Source organism: Algivirga pacifica (assembly GCF_039543525.1).
Lineage (GTDB): Bacteria > Bacteroidota > Bacteroidia > Cytophagales > Flammeovirgaceae > Algivirga > Algivirga pacifica.
In genome coordinates, this window is sequence record NZ_BAABJX010000036.1 from 309 (window position 1) to 17,495 (window position 17,187).

Genomic DNA, 17,187 nt, shown 5'->3' on the forward strand with positions numbered 1-17,187 from the left:
GCTCCTTTTCCGATTACTTTTTAGACCTATCGGTGGTCTGTTGGCGGAACAGACGGGACTCGAACCCGCGACCCCCTGCGTGACAGGCAGGTATTCTAACCAACTGAACTACTGCTCCAGTGTTTTTTTATTGAACTTTCCCGTGAAAAGCGATGCAAATATGCATGGTCCATTTATATTTTGCAACTGTATCCTCAAAAAAAACAACCCTCGTGTTAACATATGATGCTAACCCTCTAGTAATCAAATATGAAAATTTAATCTTTTAATTTTCATATTTGATCAACCTTGTATCATGTTAGAGTGTCCCTTCCCAAGTCATTATCTCCTTTTCAAAAGACAGCCCTAGAGGTTTCTCATCAAAAATTCCAAAAACGGTAGACCCAGAACCTGTCATGCTTGCGTATACCGCTCCTTTTTGATACATATATTCTTTTAGATTTTGAATAGCTACATACTTTTTTGCTATAGGCTCTTCAAAATCATTCTTCACAAACGCTTTCCAGTGGGCTATATCCCCTTCTAATTCTTTTTTAGTGTTCCTAGTTGGTTCTTGAGGAGTAATCGCACCATACGCCTCCGCTGTGGATATGTGGATACCCGGATTAGCTAGGACGATATATTTCCCGGATAAATCCAATTCAACAGGCTCAAACACCTCTCCTCTTCCAGTTACCCATACCGGCTTATTCTCAATAAAAAATGGGCAATCACTTCCCAATTGCTCCGCATAAGTTTGTAGCTTTTTTATACTTAACCCCAAACCAAACAAATCATTTAAGCCCTTCAAGGTAAAAGCTCCATCTGCAGATCCTCCTCCAAGACCTGCACCAATAGGTACAATCTTATGAAGGTGTATATGTACTGCTGGTATATCGAAGTCTTTTTTCAGTAAATCATATGCCTTCGTACAAAGATTGTTGGAAGGATCTCCGGGAATCTCTATTCCTGTAGAAGTAAATTTATACGATTCAGCCTCTGTTATTTCTAGCACATCGGCCCATCCTACGGGATAAAAACAGGATTGAAGAGCATGAAAACCATCTGGACGCTTATACAGCACGTTTAGTCCCAGATTAATTTTTGCATTTGGAAAAAGAATCATCTTTTGTTGAAAGAATAAGGTAAGAAAAGTAGGAAAACATGAACCTTCCATATAGCTATTCGCTAAAGGATGACTCATGTTTTCCTTAAAAACTTGTAAGTAATATTAGAGCTTATTTATAGACTAGTCTACTACAACAGATTCATGCTTTTTAGGAGTATAAAGCTTATAAATCATATTGTTAAAGAGTACTGCTATTCCTAAGATAAATCCCCATTGTGTTACCACAGTCGCATTAGAATAGACATCAATCACATTCCACACACCATCTTCAGTAAACCAAGGGTTTTCACTATATCCCTGCGACATCCACCAATAGATCAAGATTCCTCCCAATGGAAGAATAGCCCACATAGTGGCTACATAGAACCAGTCTGGAAGAATGATGTCGGAATCCTTATCAATGTACTTATGCTTAAATGATTTTAAGCCCTCTTTATGAGCCACAATCACCATGAAAAGTCCTGAGATGATCAAACCTAGACCCCAAACCCAATCTTGATTAGTAAAGAAGTCCAATGACCAAGCTGACGGAAAACCAAAAATAAAACAACCTGCCGCTGCAATCAAAGAAGAAACCCTTCTACTGATCCCTAAGTCTATCGTCAGACGAATACACATCTCTATCATCGTCAACAGCGAACTAAACGCCGCCAGTGTAAAAGCTGAAAAGAAAATAATAGAAAGAATGTCTCCACCTGGGATCTCTGCAAACAGCTGAGGAATTACCGTAAACGTCAAGGCTTGGTTTCCTGACTGCAAAAGGGAAATTGCCTCCGCTTCTGTGTTAGCTAAAGCAAATACAGAAGGTAAGATCGCCATACCTGCGACAATAGAGGAAAAGTTGTTTCCAATACCACTAATCAAGATATTGAGTGTTACATCTTCTTTTTCTCGGCTATAAGAAGATAACGTCAGGATCAATCCCCATCCAGCACCGGTAGACCATGCTGATTGTGACAATGCTTCAATCCAAACTTTTGGTTCGGAAAATAAAGCCATATCCAAACGGAACATATATTTAAGTCCATCGATACCTCCTTCTTCTTGTAAGGCAATACCCGATACTAAGAAAAGAAGTATAAACAGGGATGGAATCAATACCTTATTCACCTTCTCCAAGCCTTTCTGAATACCGAAATACAGTACCAAAGCACCAACTGCTACGGCAACCAGGTGTAAAACTACTGTCGTGGTGTCTCCTGTTGAGATATTGGTCCAAAATGTATTCAAAAACTCGCTATCCTTGGCCAGGTGATCCGATAATGGCTCCTTGGACATTACAAAGAAATCCAATGCCATTCCTAAATAACGTAATCCCCATGCAGTGACAACAGAATAATAAAAAGTAATTCCTAGTGTACAGAGCGCTATAAAGGTTCCCATCCAAGCATACTTCCTCCCAGCTGCTTGTGAGATAGATGCAATCACTCCTTTTTTATAACGCTTACCAATAGAAAACTCTGTCAATAAAATAGGCACGGACCATATAAACAGGAACAATAGCCATAATACAAGGAATGTTCCTCCGTACTGCCCTGCCAATCGAGGGAATCGCCACAGGTTACCTGCGCCAATTGCCATACCCAAGGCAGCTAAAATTAATCCCCATCTACTACTAAATTCTTCATTCTTTTTAATTTTACTCATTACAGTTTAAGAAGTTCTGTTAGTTGAAAATTAGTGTTTACTACTTTTTTACGCGCTTGTCTAGACTATCTATAGTAATAGTTTGTCTTCGTAACTCCAAAAATGAACCTTGTCATTCGGGAGTTTTTTAGTTTATTTGCTTCTAGTCGCCTTAGATTATTCTGATTCTACTCCCCTCTAATTTCATAAAAGAAGGGGGATCTTTGATTTAAAAAGCTTATTAAAAGCCAGTTAATAAAATAAAAAAACTGAAGCGACAGTGCATATGGTATAAAATTAATATGGATTTTACAACTTCTATCCTTGATTTAATACTATAACATTGCCAATCGTGATTCAACTTTCAATAATATGTCATCAAAAAATAAAATTGTTATAGCCATGGATGGCCATGCCGGATGTGGTAAAAGCAGTACTGCCAAGGCACTCGCTAACAAGCTAGATTATATTTATATTGATACTGGCGCCATGTATCGAGCCGTTACCCTTTATTTACTTCAGCACAATATTCCTATAGATAATCAACAAGAGGTAGAAAAGGAGTTAAGTAACGTTCATCTCTCATTCGCTCATAACCCATCCAATGGACGTAAAGAAATTGAACTCAATGGAATGATTGTGGAAGAACAAATCCGTACTCTTAACGTATCATCCAAAGTAAGTAAAGTCAGCAGCATCCCTGCCGTTCGTCACTTCCTGGTAGAGCAGCAACAAGCAATGGGAAAGCAAAAGGGTATCGTTATGGATGGTAGAGATATTGGCACGGTAGTCTTCCCCGATGCGGAACTAAAGATCTTTATGACTGCTTCGGCAGAAGTGAGAGCTAAAAGAAGACAGTTAGAAATGGAGGAAAAAGGACAAAAAGTAGCCTTTGAGGATGTCTTGAATGATCTGGTAAGTAGAGATAAAGAAGATAGCAGCAGAGCTGAGAGTCCACTTAAAAAAGCTGATGATGCTATTGAGGTAGATACTTCTAATTGCACTTTTGAGGAACAATTGGATAAAGTATATCAATTAGCAATTGATGCGATACAATAGTCTTTTGTTGAGGCGGCTTACGCCGCTGGTTGAGCGCTTTGCTGTTGAGTAGCCCTTCGGGCTGTTGAGAAAGAACAGTACTGTAAAATCTCAACGGAGCGAAGCTCCACTCAACGGCACGCAGTGCCTCTCAACCAGCGGCGTAAGCCGCCTCAACTTAGCTTATAGCAATTCTCTGATAACATCCTGAATCGTAATCCCTTCTGCCTCTGCCTTAAAGTTACGAACTACCCTATGACGCATAATTGGCAAAGCCACTTCCTGCACATCTTCAATATCTGGAGAATACTTCCCATTCAATAAGGCATTACACTTAGCAGCCATCACCAAGAACTGTGAAGCCCTTGGCCCTGCTCCCCACTCCAAGTATCGATTCGTAAACTCGGTAGCATGAGCTGTACCTGGACGGGTTTTCCCTACCAGTTTCACAGCATACTCTACTACGTTATCAGCGATAGGCACCTTACGCACTAATTCCTGAAAAGCAATAATTTCTTCTGCCGTAACAACTTGTCCTGCTTTAGGCTTGGTACTACTCGTAGTATTTTTAACAATGTTGACCTCATCCTCATACGATGGATAATCTAAAGTGATATTAAAAATAAAACGATCCAGCTGGGCTTCTGGCAAGGGATATGTTCCTTCCTGCTCAATTGGGTTTTGTGTCGCGAGTACAAAGAAAGGTGCCGGCAGTGCAAAATGTTGATTGGCAATAGTCACCGAACGCTCTTGCATCGCTTCCAACAAAGCTGACTGGGTCTTTGGAGGGGTACGGTTAATCTCATCCGCAAGAACTATGTTGCTGAAAATAGGTCCCTTGACAAACTTAAACTGTCTATCTTTATCCATCGTCTCTGCTCCCAGAATGTCGGAAGGCATCAAGTCAGGTGTAAACTGCACCCTATTAAACTCTAAGTCCATCACGGAAGAGATCGTCTGTATCAAAAGGGTTTTGGCCAATCCCGGCACCCCTTCCAGTAAAGCATGTCCCTGGCAAAACATCGCTGTCAAAACTAACTTGACAGTTTCATCTTGTCCTACAATTACTTTCCCGATCTCTTCTTTTAGCTTTTGGTAAGAAGCATACATCGCATCTGCCGCTTCTTTGTCTGATTGAAATTCTACTGTTGTTCTCAATGTGTATAGGCTTTTAGTTGATTTAGCTATTGACCGATGATGTCACTGAAGCATATGTTTAGAACACCAAGTCTTCTAGTTGAGGATTTCTATTTAAATTAGAATTTTTCAAATAGGATACCAAATATATTACTCCTTCCTGTCATAAGAGTGCCTCCTCCATCCTATCAGCACAGTAAACCCATTGCTACAGGTCATATCATTTCATCACGCTACGATCAATATTTACTCTTTATATCAAGTTGTATGCTTCTTTTAGCTTTTCCCTTTAATGCTCTTGGCTACATACTCATCAATCCACCCAAACTGCTCCTTAATAATGGCATCCTTTTCTTTTTGAATTAACTGCAGAAAGGCTGTTGCTACAGATGTTAATCGCTTCTTCTTGAGCCAGATCAAGTGCCAAGTAGATTGTATCGGAAACCCTTCTACCGGAAGTATTTTCAATAAGCCATCATTCAGCTCATTTTTCAAGCCAATCACAGGCATAATTGAGCAGCCTAATCCTGCCAATACAGCTTGCTTAACTGCTTCATTAGTTGTCAGCTCCATTTTCTTCTCAACAGCTATATTATTAGCCTTAAAGAACTGCTCCATGACTTGTCGAGTACCAGATCCCTGTTCCCTGTAGATCAAAGGAATATTCGTCAAATCTTCCCATGTATTAATATCATACTGGGAAGCCAACTCGGTGTTAGCTACCACATAAAGTTGGTTATACATTAATGGCATATGCTCCAGAGAGATACCCCCTGGCATCACGGACACCAAAGCAAAATCTACTTCATTATTTTCAAGACTCTTGATCACAGAACTTTTATTTGTCACGTCCATGAGTAGATCTACACCTACATGCTCTTTCATAAAGTCCGATAGCAAATAAGGCATGATATATTTTCCTGTGGACACTACAGAAATCTTGAGGCGACCAGCCAACAGGTTTCCATAAGCCGAAGAGATATAGTTGATCGCATTGGCTTCTTCCAATATTTTTTCCGCAGCCGCTGCTATTTCTTTTCCAAAGTCTGTGATATACAATTTACGGCCCACCACCTCTGTTAAGGGCATCTCAAACTGATCTTGAAAGTTTTTCAACTGTATGGAGACTGCTGGCTGCGTTAAATGCAACTCTTCTGCCGACTTTGTAATACTCCCTGTTCGAGAGATAGTTAAAAAAACATGGAGTTGATGTAATGTATAATTCATAAAATCGTCGTATAAATTAGCCACTTAATATAACTAAAATACAGATACTTCGTTTGTGGCGGACAAGTAATTCAGTTTATTGATAGATAGTTTTGGTTATAAGCATAGTCAAAAGAGATAGGGTATTACGATTCCCATAAGTACTCATAGAATATAAATATAAGCCATCCCGTATTAACAAATGACTTAGGTTTCTGAGAATTCATCACTTTACAGCTATATCACAAGCCCTTTATAAGCTTCTTCATTTTTTCCTTGATGAAAAAACGAAGCAAAAAAATCAAGGCTTTGAAGAATTTGCCTAATTTTTAATCGCAAAAGCTAAAACCATTACATGGCGTATTCAACTCGCTACGCTCAAACAATGGAATTTTATTAACGCTTTTACGAGTAAAAATTTTGACGGCAATTCTTCAAGGCCGTTTTCAAATATATAAAGGCCCTTTTTTTACAAAAAAAACATGAGTTACCCCTTAAATATTAATATGGGATAACTCATGTTCTTTATCTAATAAAAGATATTTCACCTTATCAATTCTTGAACTCTTCGATAAAGGCACATCCTTTAAATTTATCATCTATTTCAACATAAACATCCTTACGAGCTTTTTTGACCCACTCTTGAAGGATATCATTCTTACGAGCATTCAATGTCAACTGGTAAAGCTTCTGGAAATCATCCTTTAGGTTTGCAGTATGTGGCTCCTTATAGTCTTTGTAGTAAAGGATTCTTACCGCTTCTTTCCCTTCGGCAGTACGGTACTGCATAGGCTTCGTGATATTCCCAACGGTCATGGTGTCAATTGTAAAAAAGACCGTAGGCTCCAACTCATCTGTAGAAACCATTGAGCTACCTGTCAGCTGGTTTGTAAAATATCCGGCATTTGCTCGTGTCTGTTGATCTACAGAAAACTCCTGAGCAGCCTCAGGAAAAGTCATACTATCTGCCAAAATAAGTCCTCTAACACTATCCGCTTTGGCATAGGCTTGCTCCAGATCTTTACTATTGGACTTCGGACGAATCAAAATATGTCTTGCATTAAAACGGTTTCCTCTTCTTTCCATCAACTGAATTAAATGGTATCCAAATTCTGACTCTACCGGATTAGCGATTTCTCCTTCTTCAATCGTCAATGCAACTTCCTCAAATTCTGGTACCAATTCCCCTCTTCCGTGCCAGCCAAGTTCTCCTCCTTTTCTACCTGAACCATAATCTTCTGAATACTGCTTAGCCAAAGTAGCAAAGTCCTCTCCATCCAAGACCCTTTGCTTGATTTGCATCAATTGCTCCTTTACTTTCTCTTTCTCACTCTTGCTTACCTCAGGCTCTAGTACAATTTGACCTACTTGCACTTCAGCAGAAAGGAAAGGCACCTCTGAATCCGGAATAGCCTCGTAGAACTTCTCTATTTCCTTAGGAGTAATCTTTACATCGTTGATGATCTGACGTTGCATATTCTGTACAGTCATCTGCTCCTTAACTTGCTCACGAAGATCATCTCTCAACTCACCCATGCTCATACCATAAGTCTTCTCAAGCTTTTCCTGTGATCCAATCTGCAGAATCATGTATTGCATTCTGCGGTCCATCTCTTGCTCAACACCGGCGTCATCTACAGCTATAGAGTCAATCTCTGCCTTGGCATACAAGACCTTGTTCATGATCAAACTCTTAAGGATTTCACACTTAGCTTCTTCCTTATTGGGAGGATACTCCCCATTGGACAGCATTTGCTGATACATTGCCTCTACTTCAGAAAGTAGAATAATATGATTATCTACCTTTGCAACAATCTTGTCAACGACCTGTTCTTGCGCTAGCAAACTGTGCCCAAATAAAAATACACTTAGAAAAAATGTGCTAATTAAATATTTCATAGTCTTCATTAATTGTCGCTTTTTGATAAAGATCTTTACTCAAATTAGTGGATAGTCGTACCTTTCGTCGATTGAGAATAACGGCTTCTACCTGATCTCTCACAAACTCCAACGGAGATACCTGATCTACAATCTTATACTCTCTGATATAGAAAAAATAAGCATAGCCTCCATCTTCAGTTTTCCAAAAGCGCTTACGTTTCAACATTTGTAACTGATCAGAAGTAGTTTTCATAAAAGGTGTCCCAAACAGCAACTCATCCAACTCCATCCAAGAATCATCATTGGTATAAGCAAAATCCGCATAACTCAACGCAAGACTTCTGATTTTAGCCATAGATGCGTCTCCATCATCCTTCATCCACTGTTCTAACTTATCCAGATTAGGGGTTTCTTCAGGGAACTTCAAAAAAACACCTCTTACAATATTAGACTTAAGAACAAACTCTTTCTCATTCTCCCCATAATATTTTTCCAATTCTTCTTCCGTCACCAAGGTATCCAGGTTTTCAGCTACATATTTTTGCTCATAAGCATAAGCCAATAACTGAAATTTATACTCCTCGATTTTACGCTCCAACTCTGCCTCATCCATTTCCATATTCTCTTCAGCCTCATGCAAAAGCAACTCTTTACGCACCCATGAATTGACATAACGCTTGACTAAGGTAGAATCTGCCTCTGATGCCACCGTCAAATCCATTATCCCAGCAAGATCTTTTTCGTAAAGAACCTTGTCATGTACTCTCGCCAAAGCCTTCCCTTTACTGGCAGTGATGTCTTTTGCAGAAGAAAATACCGTACGCACCTCCTCACAAGCGCTCAGCGATAGCGCGGCCAGAAAAAATATAATATACTTGTTCATCCTCGTTCAGTCTTGTAATCTATATGAAATGACACTTCATAATTGAAAAAAGTGGCACATCCATCCAATCTCTCTTTATACTAGACACTTTTCATGCCTAAAGTATTTCTTAATATTCACAAAGAAAGTAAGCCCAAAGAGCAATCAAAGGATTGCGTTCCTTTATTTAATCTTTTTTAACAACACAAAGATATAATTAAAAGATTTTCACGCATAAAGAATTGATGAATTTGGAGTGACGAATAAAAAATACGAATCATCCCATATTAACAAATGACTTAGCTTTCTGAGAGTTCATCACTTTGCAGCTATCTCACAAGCCCTTTATGAGCTTCTTCATTTTTTCCTTGATGAAAAAACGAAGCAAAAAAATCAAGGCTTTGAAGAATTTGCCTAATTTCTAATCGCAAAAGCTAAAAATTCCAAACTCGCTGCGCTCAAACAATGGAATTTTCTTAACGCTTTTACGATTAAAAATTTTAACGGCAATTCTTCAAGGCCGTTTTTAAATATATAAAGGTACTTTTTAAACAAAAAAATATGAGTCTCCCTTAAATGTTAATATGAGATGATTCATGTTTATCCATTTGAAAATGAGAGATCCTATTTCTCAAATGGCTTAACGTTCGATTATTAAAAAAGTGTAGAGGTGTTACGTTTAAACTTTTACACTTCTACACTCAGTCCACTAGTAAGGAGACTTATAAACCTTAGGATAATCCTGCCAAGGAATCGTATCCTTTCCCTCTTCCATATAGGAGAGGATCATATGCATACGCTCCTTAGGGTGAAACCCTGGAATAGGTTGGATTAACTCTAACTTCTCATTCAGAAAGACCACCGTAGGATAACTCAACTTATTATTCAATAAAGACGCTGCTAATTCATTATACCCTCTTCTGCCCGACGGGACAAACTTAAAAACATACCCCATAAAATCCAGGTCACGCTTATCCTCTGCATTAAACTTCACTGCATAGTAGTGGTCATTAATATAATTAGTCACCTCAGGATCTTGAAAGGTTACCTTATCCATCTTCTTACACCAACCACACCAATCAGTATATACATCAATGATTACTTTTCTAGGTTCTTTGGCCATAGCTTCCTCTAGTTGAGTAATATCCAACCATTGGATGTTTGCACTGTTCTGAGCATATAAAATTGGTCCTAGTCCCCATATCAGGAGTATTAAGAGTGCTATTTTTTTCATATCGATGGTTGATTTTTAATTTTCAATAGTTAATTAAAATATTGTTTCACAGGGCAATGCCCTGTGCTATTAGCGATGCCTTGTACTATTGGCAATATCTTGTGCTATTAAATAATAACCCTTCAGCACAAAAGTTTATAATTTTAAGATACAATAAACCTTAAATTTCCTACAAATTATCGTCTTTTGTATTTCTATCATGTAGCATTAATCACAGAACGATATGGAACTGACCCCTTTTAAGGACTTGAATGCAATAGCCCTCAAAACTTTTCGGGTTTGGAGCAAGCAAGCAAAATATCATTACCAATCGGTAGATTTCTATGCCGCGGAGGAGCAAATTGTACAAGACTTCACTTCTGCGTTGGAAAAGTCATTAGAAGAGATCAAGCGAAAGGGATACGAGCAGCACCGTCAGCGTCCGGGCTGGGGGAGCAGTGTTTATCTAACCTTATTGGCTAAAAATTTACATTTTTACTGGCATAATGTTTTTGTATTGGGCGCTTCTCCTGAATATAAAACGGCCGTTTGGCTTCGAGCGACACTATCCTATATTGATAAACACCCTGAAGCCATTAAAAACATCAATCGTCTCTATACAGCAGCCATAGAACAACGTTTCCCTTTTGAGCAACAAGAAAAAACAATGCTTAGCAAGGATGAAATCACTCAACATCATCTGGTGGCAGACCTCAACTATACCATGAACTGGGATATGCATCGCAAACAGCTTACGGAGCAATTAAAAGAAACCTTCCGTGAGTTATTGGATCAAAGGGGGCCTCGCTTCCTTTCGCCTGAGAACTTCTATGAGTTTATCGACTTGCAAGAATTGGATAACTTTCTGGAGCTGAATTTACATATTCTGTAACTGGAGGCTGGAGCCTCCATACAATCGCTTGTGAGTCGTAAGCTGGAGCTTACGACTAGTAAGAGGGCTTACGACTAGTAAGGGGGCTTACGATTAGTAAACGACTAGCAGAGGCAAGGGTAACAACTAAACAATATGAACGAGCGAAGCTCAATTAAACAACATGAACAAAAAAAATCCACAGTAGCCCGAAAGCTTCTGTGGATTTCTTATCGATTTAAAATAAGACGCGATGCTTATTTTACTTTTTCTACTACTGCTTTGAACGCCTCTGGGTGGTTCATTGCAAGGTCAGCCAATACTTTTCTGTTTAGCTCGATACCTGCAGCATTCAATTTACCGATCAATTGAGAGTAAGACATTCCGTGCAAACGAGCACCAGCGTTAATTCTGGTGATCCAAAGTGCTCTGAATTCTCTTTTCTTCTGCTTTCTATCTCTGTAAGCATAAGTAAGACCTTTCTCAACGGCGTTTTTCGCTACCGTCCAAACGTTCTTTCTTCTTCCCCAGTAACCTTTAGCTAACTTAAGGACGTTTTTTCTTCTAGCTCTTGAAGCTACGTGATTAACCGATCTAGGCATTGTATATCTTGTTTAAGAAAATTAAAAACTAAAATAAGATGATGTAACAATAAAGATTACATCCAAAGCATTTGCTTCACCAAACGCTCGTCTGCTTTGTGTACCTCACCAGTACCTGTAAGATTTCTCTTTTGTTTCTTAGTTTTCTTAGTCAAGATGTGACTTTTGAAAGCGTGCTTTCTTCTAAGTTTGCCTGTACCTGTTACGGTGAAACGCTTCTTAGCGCCAGATTTCACTTTTACCTTTGGCATTTTTCTAAGATTAAAATGTTACAAAATATATTAAACGCTACCTTCGGCAGCCAAACGGCCTCGGTAAGCTATATAGCTGCATTTTTTTGAACAAAAAAATGCACGCCTGTATCAAACAAGCGTGCAAATATAGTGAATTTTCATTCAAACAATACAATGTTTCGAATAAAAAATTATTTCGCTGCTAAAGGAGTTAAGAACATAATCATTCTTCTACCTTCCATACGAGGATGTTGCTCGACTTTTCCTACCTCTTCCAAGCCTGCAGCAAACTTCTCCAAAAGCTCTTTACCTCTGTCCTTATAAACGATAGAACGACCATAGAAGTGTACATAAGCTTTCACCTTGTTTCCTTCTTTCAAGAACTTAATCGCATGTTTTTGCTTAAAGTTCAAGTCGTGATCATCTGTATTCGGTCCAAAACGTATCTCCTTCACTACCGTCTTAGCGGCTTTGGCCTTCAACTCCTTCTGTCTTTTCTTCTGATCGTACTTAAATTTCGAATAATCAATGATCTTACAAACAGGAGGCTTTGCAGTGGGAGAAATTTCGACAAGATCCAGTCCTTGCTCGTCTGCCATCTTCAGGGCCTCATCTCTCGAGAAGATACCATTTTCAACATTTTCTCCTACTATCCTTACCTCTCTCGCTCTGATCTTATTATTAATTCTGTGTCGGATCTCAGCCATCTAGTTCTTTTTAATACTAAAATTTAATTTTTTTATAATTTGTCCTGTGAAAACATTTCCACAAATATAAGATTATTGCCTGATTTAATGAATATATTTTAAGAAACATATTGCTAATTCTCAAGGTTTCATCATTTTTTCGAAAAATTCCTGAGACGATACTGGTAAATCTTGCACAATAATTGTCCAATTTAGAGAAATGATTCCTTATACAGGAAGCAATGACTCGAAAATTTTCAGGATTACATGCCAGCCATAAAACTTTTTCATGCAACATCACATTTATTACTAAACTTCCACCAACCATTTACTAGATGAAAACATACATTTCAATAGGATTTAGCTTATTATTTATATTGAGTATAATAGGCTGTAACGATGAGGCTCCAACTCCTGAGGAACAGGAAGATTTAGCCAAAGAAACACTCTTTGAACTCATGAACACCTACTACTTATGGGAAGATGAGATTCCAAATGGCATTGACCCTGATGATTATGCCGACGTCCATGAGTTACTGGATGCAATGCGCTATCAGCCTAGGGATGCCTCTTTAAGTTACGTAGAAGACTTACAAGAATTTAGAGACCGCATTAACTCTGGAAGCACTGGCAATGTAGGCTTTGGAGTTAATCTGGTAGCTGAATACGATGAAACTAATCCGAACCTCCTGGAGACCATCTATATTCGTGAAAGCTTCTCCAATGCCCGAGATGCAGGCATTAACCGAGGAGATCAATTAATTGGTATTAACCAGCAGCTGATCAAGGGACTTACTACAGATCAATTCAACAATCTACTTGCAGAAGTATCTGAAGCGGGAAATGCAGTGTTTAACCTGACAACAGTAGATGGTATTGATCAAGACATACAAGTAAGTACAGGTGAAATCAATATAGAAGCCATTACGCTTGATCGTATTATTGAAAGTAATGGTAAGAAAGTCGGCTACCTTGCACTAAGAAGCTTTTTACGTGAAGGGCTGGCTAATGATGTTCGTGCTATATTCCAATCTTTTGCTAGTCAAAATATCGATGAGATTGTTCTGGACTTTCGATATAATGGCGGAGGGTATGTAAGTGTAGCGCAATTAATGGCTGAGATGATTGTCCCTGCTGAGTTTTATGGAAAGGAATTTATCACTTTTCAACATAACGATATCATCAGTGCCGAGTTTGACTCTACACTAATATTAACTGCACCAAACAGTAGCCGCAACTATCCAGAGCTCAATCTTCCAAGAGTCTTTATCCTTACGACTGGAAGAACCGCTTCTGCCAGTGAGCTCGTGGCTGTAGGTCTCGCTCCCTATATAGACGTGTACTTAGTAGGCGCACAAACCTTTGGTAAACCTGTCGGAAGCTATACCATTGAAGATGAAGAAACAAACTATATGTATAGCCTAATCAGTTTCCAGAATGTTCAAAATGAGCTTAATATCGATTACTTTGATGGGCTTCCAGTAGATTTTGAAGCGGCTGACGGGTATCAATACCCTTGGGGTGATCCAAGAGATCCTATGTTAGGGGCGGCTTTAAACTTTATTGATAACGGTAGCTTTGGCGTTGCTGCCCGTAAGGTCAGTGTTATACCTTCTATCAACTTTGATGAGATTAGTAGCAAGGAAGAGGCTGCATATGGAGCAGTAGTTCCTTTAAAGAAATAACCTATTTGTTCATAATGTTTAGTTGAGCTTCGCTCGTTCATAATGTTTAGTTGAGTTTTAAAAGTACATCGTTTGGTACGATACAAACAACTAAACAACATGAACGAGCGAAGCTCAACTAAACATTATGAACAAACTATTTATGAATTGCCTTCCTGAGGACGAGAAGCATTCGGGTTTGGTCCTTTACGTTTTTTATGCCAACGCTTCTTCCCTCTATTACGCTGTCCCCCTCCCTTTTGAGAAGAAGGTTGCTGCTCTTTTTGACCTTCCTGTGAAACGTCCCCACCGTTATTCTCCTGTATCGTTGGAGTATCATTTGACTGTGTCGACGGTTGATCTTCTACAACTTCCTGCTGGTTTTTACCTTCAGGAGCCTGAGCTGCAGCTCTGTCCTTACGAGGAGGTCTATTTTCTCTTTGTCTCCCTTGTCTTGGTTTACGAGGCTCTTGAGCTGAAGATGATCCTTCAGGCTGAGGTTGAGCCTGTTCCTTCTCTTCCACGGCCTCTTTTCCTTCTGTAGCTACAGATGGCTTCCCTTGCTGCTTTGGCTCTACCTGTGGTTGCTGCTCCGAGCGTCTACCTCTACCTCTGGAATCCCTCGAATCTCTTCTATCCCTAGGCTTACGCTCTCTACCTTGCGTAGGATCATTTTTTCTTTTCTGTCTCTCCTCCTGCTCTGCCAGTTCTTTTTCAAATAGGCGTTGCTCTTCCTTTTCTCTTTCCACCTGTTGCTTCTTACTTTCTTCCTTCATTTGTGAAAGCAACTGCTTAGCATTAGGGCGAATCTGAGACTCCACCTTGTTTTGACGGTTCTTTACAATATCGACTGCCTGAAAAATTGCTTCCCTTAAAGATCCCTCATCAGCAAGTCCCTTTCCTGCAATATTGTAAGCCGTTCCATGATCCGGAGAAGTACGTACAATCGACAACCCTGCCGTATAGTTTACCCCACTCTCAAAAGCCATTGTCTTGAATGGAATCAATCCTTGATCATGATACATCGCCAATACACCATCAAATTTACGGTGCATCATGGTTCCAAAGAAACCATCTGCTGGATACGGACCAAAGACCAGATTGCCTTTCTTCTTCATCTCAATCACCGCAGGTTCAATGATATCCAATTCTTCACGACCAAGTAGCCCTTCTTCTCCAGCATGAGGGTTCAAACCAAGAATCGCTACTCTCGGACGTTGTATACCAAAATCCTCTTTTAAAGAGTTCAGTAAAACATTAGTCTTCTGAAAAATCAACTCCTTCGTAATGCTCTCTGGCACTTTACTTAATGGAATATGCCCTGTGATTACTCCTACTCTAAGATCATCACTACAAAGCAACATTAATGTTCCTTTCTCAGCATCTCCAAATGCCTCTGAATAGTACTCCGTATGCCCTGGAAACTGAAACTCCTCACTTTGGATATTCGCTTTGTTAATTGGAGAAGTTACAATTGCGTCGATCACTTTAGCCTTTAAATCTTCAGTAGATTTTTGGAGGGCTAAGAATGCGCACTGCCCCGCTTCCGGGGTTACCTTTCCGGGCTGTACTTCCTGAGGCTCTGCCCAGCAGTTCACGACATTAGGTTTCTTATCATTTAGATAACTATTCTCATTGAACTGATGATAGTTAAAATTTTCAATCCCTAATTGTCTCTTGTATTTTGTCAAGATTTTCCCTGACCCGTAAATTACCGGAACACAAATATTGGTAATCCGCTTATCCTGCAGCACTTTAATAATTGTCTCCGGACCTACTCCATTATAATCTCCGATAGTAATACCAATTACAGGCTTATCGGATGTTCTTTTTGTTGTATTGTCCATTATTTTCTGTTTTTCCCTTTCATCGGCGACTCGCCCCAAAAGAAGATATGCTACTCACATTCTGATATTTACAAATATTCCCTTCATAATACAGAATCCTTGAATAAACGAATATAATGAAAAGAAGGTAAAAGATAATAGGGAATAGGTAAAAGGTAGGGGCAACCATATGGGGTCGCCCAATTCAACTCCATGTAGCCCTCTGGATCTGTGCTCTATCATCACTGAGTTATAATCACACGTCATCGATCTAACCCAATGCAAAAGGATAAAACGAAAAGATCCTAAAGTACTCCTTACCTGCAGCGCATTTTTTGTACCTTTGCACCCACAAAGGCCTCTTTTACCTTTTACTTATTACCTTTTACCTTAAATTATTATGGCTTACGTTAAACCGAAGAAGCATTTAGGACAGCACTTCCTTACCGACCAGCAGATCGCCCACGATATCGTTGATGCGATGAGTCTTCACGGTGGTTATGATACTATTCTAGAGATAGGACCGGGAACAGGAGTACTTACAGATAAGCTTATCCATAAAGAAGCTTTTAAGACCACTGTAGTCGAAATTGATACGGAGTCTGTACAATACTTAAAAAATATCGTTGGACTTGCACCAGAACAAATTATAGAAGGAGACTTCTTGCAATTACATCTTGCCAAAGTTGCTCCAACCCCTTTGGGTATTATTGGGAACTTCCCTTATAATATTTCATCTCAGATCTTCTTTAAAGTTTATGAGAACAGAGATCAAGTGACCGAAGTAGTCGGCATGATTCAAAAGGAAGTTGCAGAACGCATTGCCTCTCCTGCGGGAAAGAAAACCAATGGCATTCTAAGTATTCTACTGCAAGCCTATTATGATATTGAGTATCTGTTCACGGTACCTCCACATGTATTTGATCCTCCTCCAAAGGTTGATTCCGCAGTAATTTCCTTAAAGAGAAATGACCGAAAACAGGTCCCTTGTGATGAGAAACTATTCAAGCGTGTCATCAAAACTGGTTTTGGTAACCGAAGAAAAACGCTAAGAAATGCACTAAAACCAATGGGCCTACCCGCTGAGTTTACTGCACAAGAGATCTTTGGAAAAAGAGCAGAACAGTTAGATGTAGAAGCGTTTATTAAACTAACGCAAGATATTGAAGCTGTCATGAAGCAGCAATAATGGTTATAGTTTATCGCTTTTCAGGTTATCGCTTATGGTTTATTG

Annotated in this window: 15 protein-coding genes and 1 tRNA gene; 4 read left to right on the forward strand and 12 right to left on the reverse strand. The window is 39.3% G+C overall.

Features of this window, described 5'->3' with window-relative positions:
• Window positions 1-41: 41 nt before the first annotated feature.
• From ABD985_RS12070 to ABD985_RS12080, 3 genes are all read right to left on the reverse strand, one after another.
• Window positions 42-118: transfer RNA gene (locus ABD985_RS12070), tRNA-Asp, on the reverse strand.
• A 180-nt stretch (window positions 119-298) separates the two neighbouring features.
• A complete protein-coding gene (gene ispE / locus ABD985_RS12075; protein ID WP_345372071.1) occupies window positions 299-1,183 on the reverse strand; it encodes a 4-(cytidine 5'-diphospho)-2-C-methyl-D-erythritol kinase in 885 nt (294 codons plus the stop codon).
• A 45-nt stretch (window positions 1,184-1,228) separates the two neighbouring features.
• Window positions 1,229-2,755 (reverse strand): sodium-dependent transporter, encoded by a 1,527-nt coding sequence (locus tag ABD985_RS12080; protein WP_345372073.1) that lies wholly within the window; start codon window positions 2,753-2,755, stop codon window positions 1,229-1,231.
• 351 nt (window positions 2,756-3,106) lie between these two features.
• Here ABD985_RS12080 and cmk point away from each other — a divergent pair, with 351 nt between their 5' ends.
• Complete coding sequence (gene cmk, locus ABD985_RS12085) at window positions 3,107-3,793, forward strand: (d)CMP kinase (protein ID WP_345372075.1); 687 nt, start codon at window positions 3,107-3,109, stop codon at window positions 3,791-3,793.
• A 162-nt stretch (window positions 3,794-3,955) separates the two neighbouring features.
• Here the strand turns inward: cmk and ABD985_RS12090 are convergent, their stop codons facing one another.
• From ABD985_RS12090 to ABD985_RS12110, 5 genes are all read right to left on the reverse strand, one after another.
• A complete protein-coding gene (locus ABD985_RS12090) occupies window positions 3,956-4,882 on the reverse strand; it encodes an AAA family ATPase (protein ID WP_345372369.1) in 927 nt (308 codons plus the stop codon).
• Window positions 4,883-5,185: 303 nt separating this feature from the next.
• Window positions 5,186-6,136, reverse strand: a complete 951-nt coding sequence (locus tag ABD985_RS12095) for a LysR family transcriptional regulator (protein ID WP_345372077.1) — start codon at window positions 6,134-6,136, stop codon at window positions 5,186-5,188.
• Window positions 6,137-6,667: 531 nt separating this feature from the next.
• The gene (locus ABD985_RS12100) at window positions 6,668-8,014 is read right to left on the reverse strand and encodes a peptidylprolyl isomerase (protein ID WP_345372079.1); all 1,347 of its coding nucleotides are present in this window, start codon (window positions 8,012-8,014) and stop codon (window positions 6,668-6,670) included.
• Complete coding sequence (locus ABD985_RS12105; RefSeq protein ID WP_345372081.1) at window positions 7,998-8,879, reverse strand: peptidyl-prolyl cis-trans isomerase; 882 nt, start codon at window positions 8,877-8,879, stop codon at window positions 7,998-8,000. The genes ABD985_RS12100 and ABD985_RS12105 overlap by 17 nt, the downstream gene beginning before the upstream one ends.
• 688 nt (window positions 8,880-9,567) lie before the next feature.
• Window positions 9,568-10,092, reverse strand: coding sequence for a thioredoxin family protein (locus ABD985_RS12110; RefSeq protein WP_345372083.1), 525 nt, complete (start codon window positions 10,090-10,092; stop codon window positions 9,568-9,570).
• Window positions 10,093-10,315: 223 nt separating this feature from the next.
• Between ABD985_RS12110 and ABD985_RS12115 the strand changes: the two genes are divergently transcribed.
• The gene (locus tag ABD985_RS12115) at window positions 10,316-10,963 is read left to right on the forward strand and encodes a hypothetical protein (RefSeq protein WP_345372085.1); all 648 of its coding nucleotides are present in this window, start codon (window positions 10,316-10,318) and stop codon (window positions 10,961-10,963) included.
• 236 nt (window positions 10,964-11,199) lie between these two features.
• Here the strand turns inward: ABD985_RS12115 and rplT are convergent, their stop codons facing one another.
• The 3 genes from rplT to infC all read right to left on the reverse strand — a co-directional run bounded on the left by rplT (window position 11,200) and on the right by infC (window position 12,484).
• A complete protein-coding gene (gene rplT / locus ABD985_RS12120; RefSeq protein WP_345372087.1) occupies window positions 11,200-11,544 on the reverse strand; it encodes a 50S ribosomal protein L20 in 345 nt (114 codons plus the stop codon).
• Window positions 11,545-11,600: 56 nt separating this feature from the next.
• Entirely contained in the window at window positions 11,601-11,795 is a 195-nt protein-coding gene (gene rpmI / locus ABD985_RS12125) for a 50S ribosomal protein L35 (RefSeq protein WP_345372089.1), read from the reverse strand.
• 173 nt (window positions 11,796-11,968) lie between these two features.
• Entirely contained in the window at window positions 11,969-12,484 is a 516-nt protein-coding gene (infC, locus tag ABD985_RS12130; protein ID WP_345372091.1) for a translation initiation factor IF-3, read from the reverse strand.
• Between the two features lie 314 nt (window positions 12,485-12,798).
• On the opposite strand from infC, the gene ABD985_RS12135 reads away from it, so the two are divergent.
• A complete protein-coding gene (locus ABD985_RS12135) occupies window positions 12,799-14,148 on the forward strand; it encodes a S41 family peptidase (protein ID WP_345372093.1) in 1,350 nt (449 codons plus the stop codon).
• 140 nt (window positions 14,149-14,288) lie between these two features.
• On the opposite strand, the gene pdxA is transcribed toward ABD985_RS12135, so the two are convergent.
• On the reverse strand, window positions 14,289-15,974 hold the full coding sequence (gene pdxA, locus ABD985_RS12140; RefSeq protein ID WP_345372095.1) for a 4-hydroxythreonine-4-phosphate dehydrogenase PdxA: 1,686 nt from the start codon (window positions 15,972-15,974) through the stop codon (window positions 14,289-14,291).
• A 379-nt stretch (window positions 15,975-16,353) separates the two neighbouring features.
• Between pdxA and rsmA the strand changes: the two genes are divergently transcribed.
• Window positions 16,354-17,142, forward strand: coding sequence for a 16S rRNA (adenine(1518)-N(6)/adenine(1519)-N(6))-dimethyltransferase RsmA (gene rsmA, locus ABD985_RS12145; protein WP_345372097.1), 789 nt, complete (start codon window positions 16,354-16,356; stop codon window positions 17,140-17,142).
• The last annotated feature ends 45 nt before the right edge of the window (window positions 17,143-17,187 follow it).

Coding starts and splice junctions, on each gene's coding strand:
- ispE (WP_345372071.1), bottom strand. CDS start 1,183: ATGAGTCATCCTTTAGCGAATAGCTATATGGAAGGTTCATGTTTTCCT.
- ABD985_RS12080 (WP_345372073.1), bottom strand. CDS start 2,755: ATGAGTAAAATTAAAAAGAATGAAGAATTTAGTAGTAGATGGGGATTA.
- cmk (WP_345372075.1), top strand. CDS start 3,107: ATGTCATCAAAAAATAAAATTGTTATAGCCATGGATGGCCATGCCGGA.
- ABD985_RS12090 (WP_345372369.1), bottom strand. CDS start 4,882: ATGTATGCTTCTTACCAAAAGCTAAAAGAAGAGATCGGGAAAGTAATT.
- ABD985_RS12095 (WP_345372077.1), bottom strand. CDS start 6,136: ATGAATTATACATTACATCAACTCCATGTTTTTTTAACTATCTCTCGA.
- ABD985_RS12100 (WP_345372079.1), bottom strand. CDS start 8,014: ATGAAATATTTAATTAGCACATTTTTTCTAAGTGTATTTTTATTTGGG.
- ABD985_RS12105 (WP_345372081.1), bottom strand. CDS start 8,879: ATGAACAAGTATATTATATTTTTTCTGGCCGCGCTATCGCTGAGCGCT.
- ABD985_RS12110 (WP_345372083.1), bottom strand. CDS start 10,092: ATGAAAAAAATAGCACTCTTAATACTCCTGATATGGGGACTAGGACCA.
- ABD985_RS12115 (WP_345372085.1), top strand. CDS start 10,316: ATGGAACTGACCCCTTTTAAGGACTTGAATGCAATAGCCCTCAAAACT.
- rplT (WP_345372087.1), bottom strand. CDS start 11,544: ATGCCTAGATCGGTTAATCACGTAGCTTCAAGAGCTAGAAGAAAAAAC.
- rpmI (WP_345372089.1), bottom strand. CDS start 11,795: ATGCCAAAGGTAAAAGTGAAATCTGGCGCTAAGAAGCGTTTCACCGTA.
- infC (WP_345372091.1), bottom strand. CDS start 12,484: ATGGCTGAGATCCGACACAGAATTAATAATAAGATCAGAGCGAGAGAG.
- ABD985_RS12135 (WP_345372093.1), top strand. CDS start 12,799: ATGAAAACATACATTTCAATAGGATTTAGCTTATTATTTATATTGAGT.
- pdxA (WP_345372095.1), bottom strand. CDS start 15,974: ATGGACAATACAACAAAAAGAACATCCGATAAGCCTGTAATTGGTATT.
- rsmA (WP_345372097.1), top strand. CDS start 16,354: ATGGCTTACGTTAAACCGAAGAAGCATTTAGGACAGCACTTCCTTACC.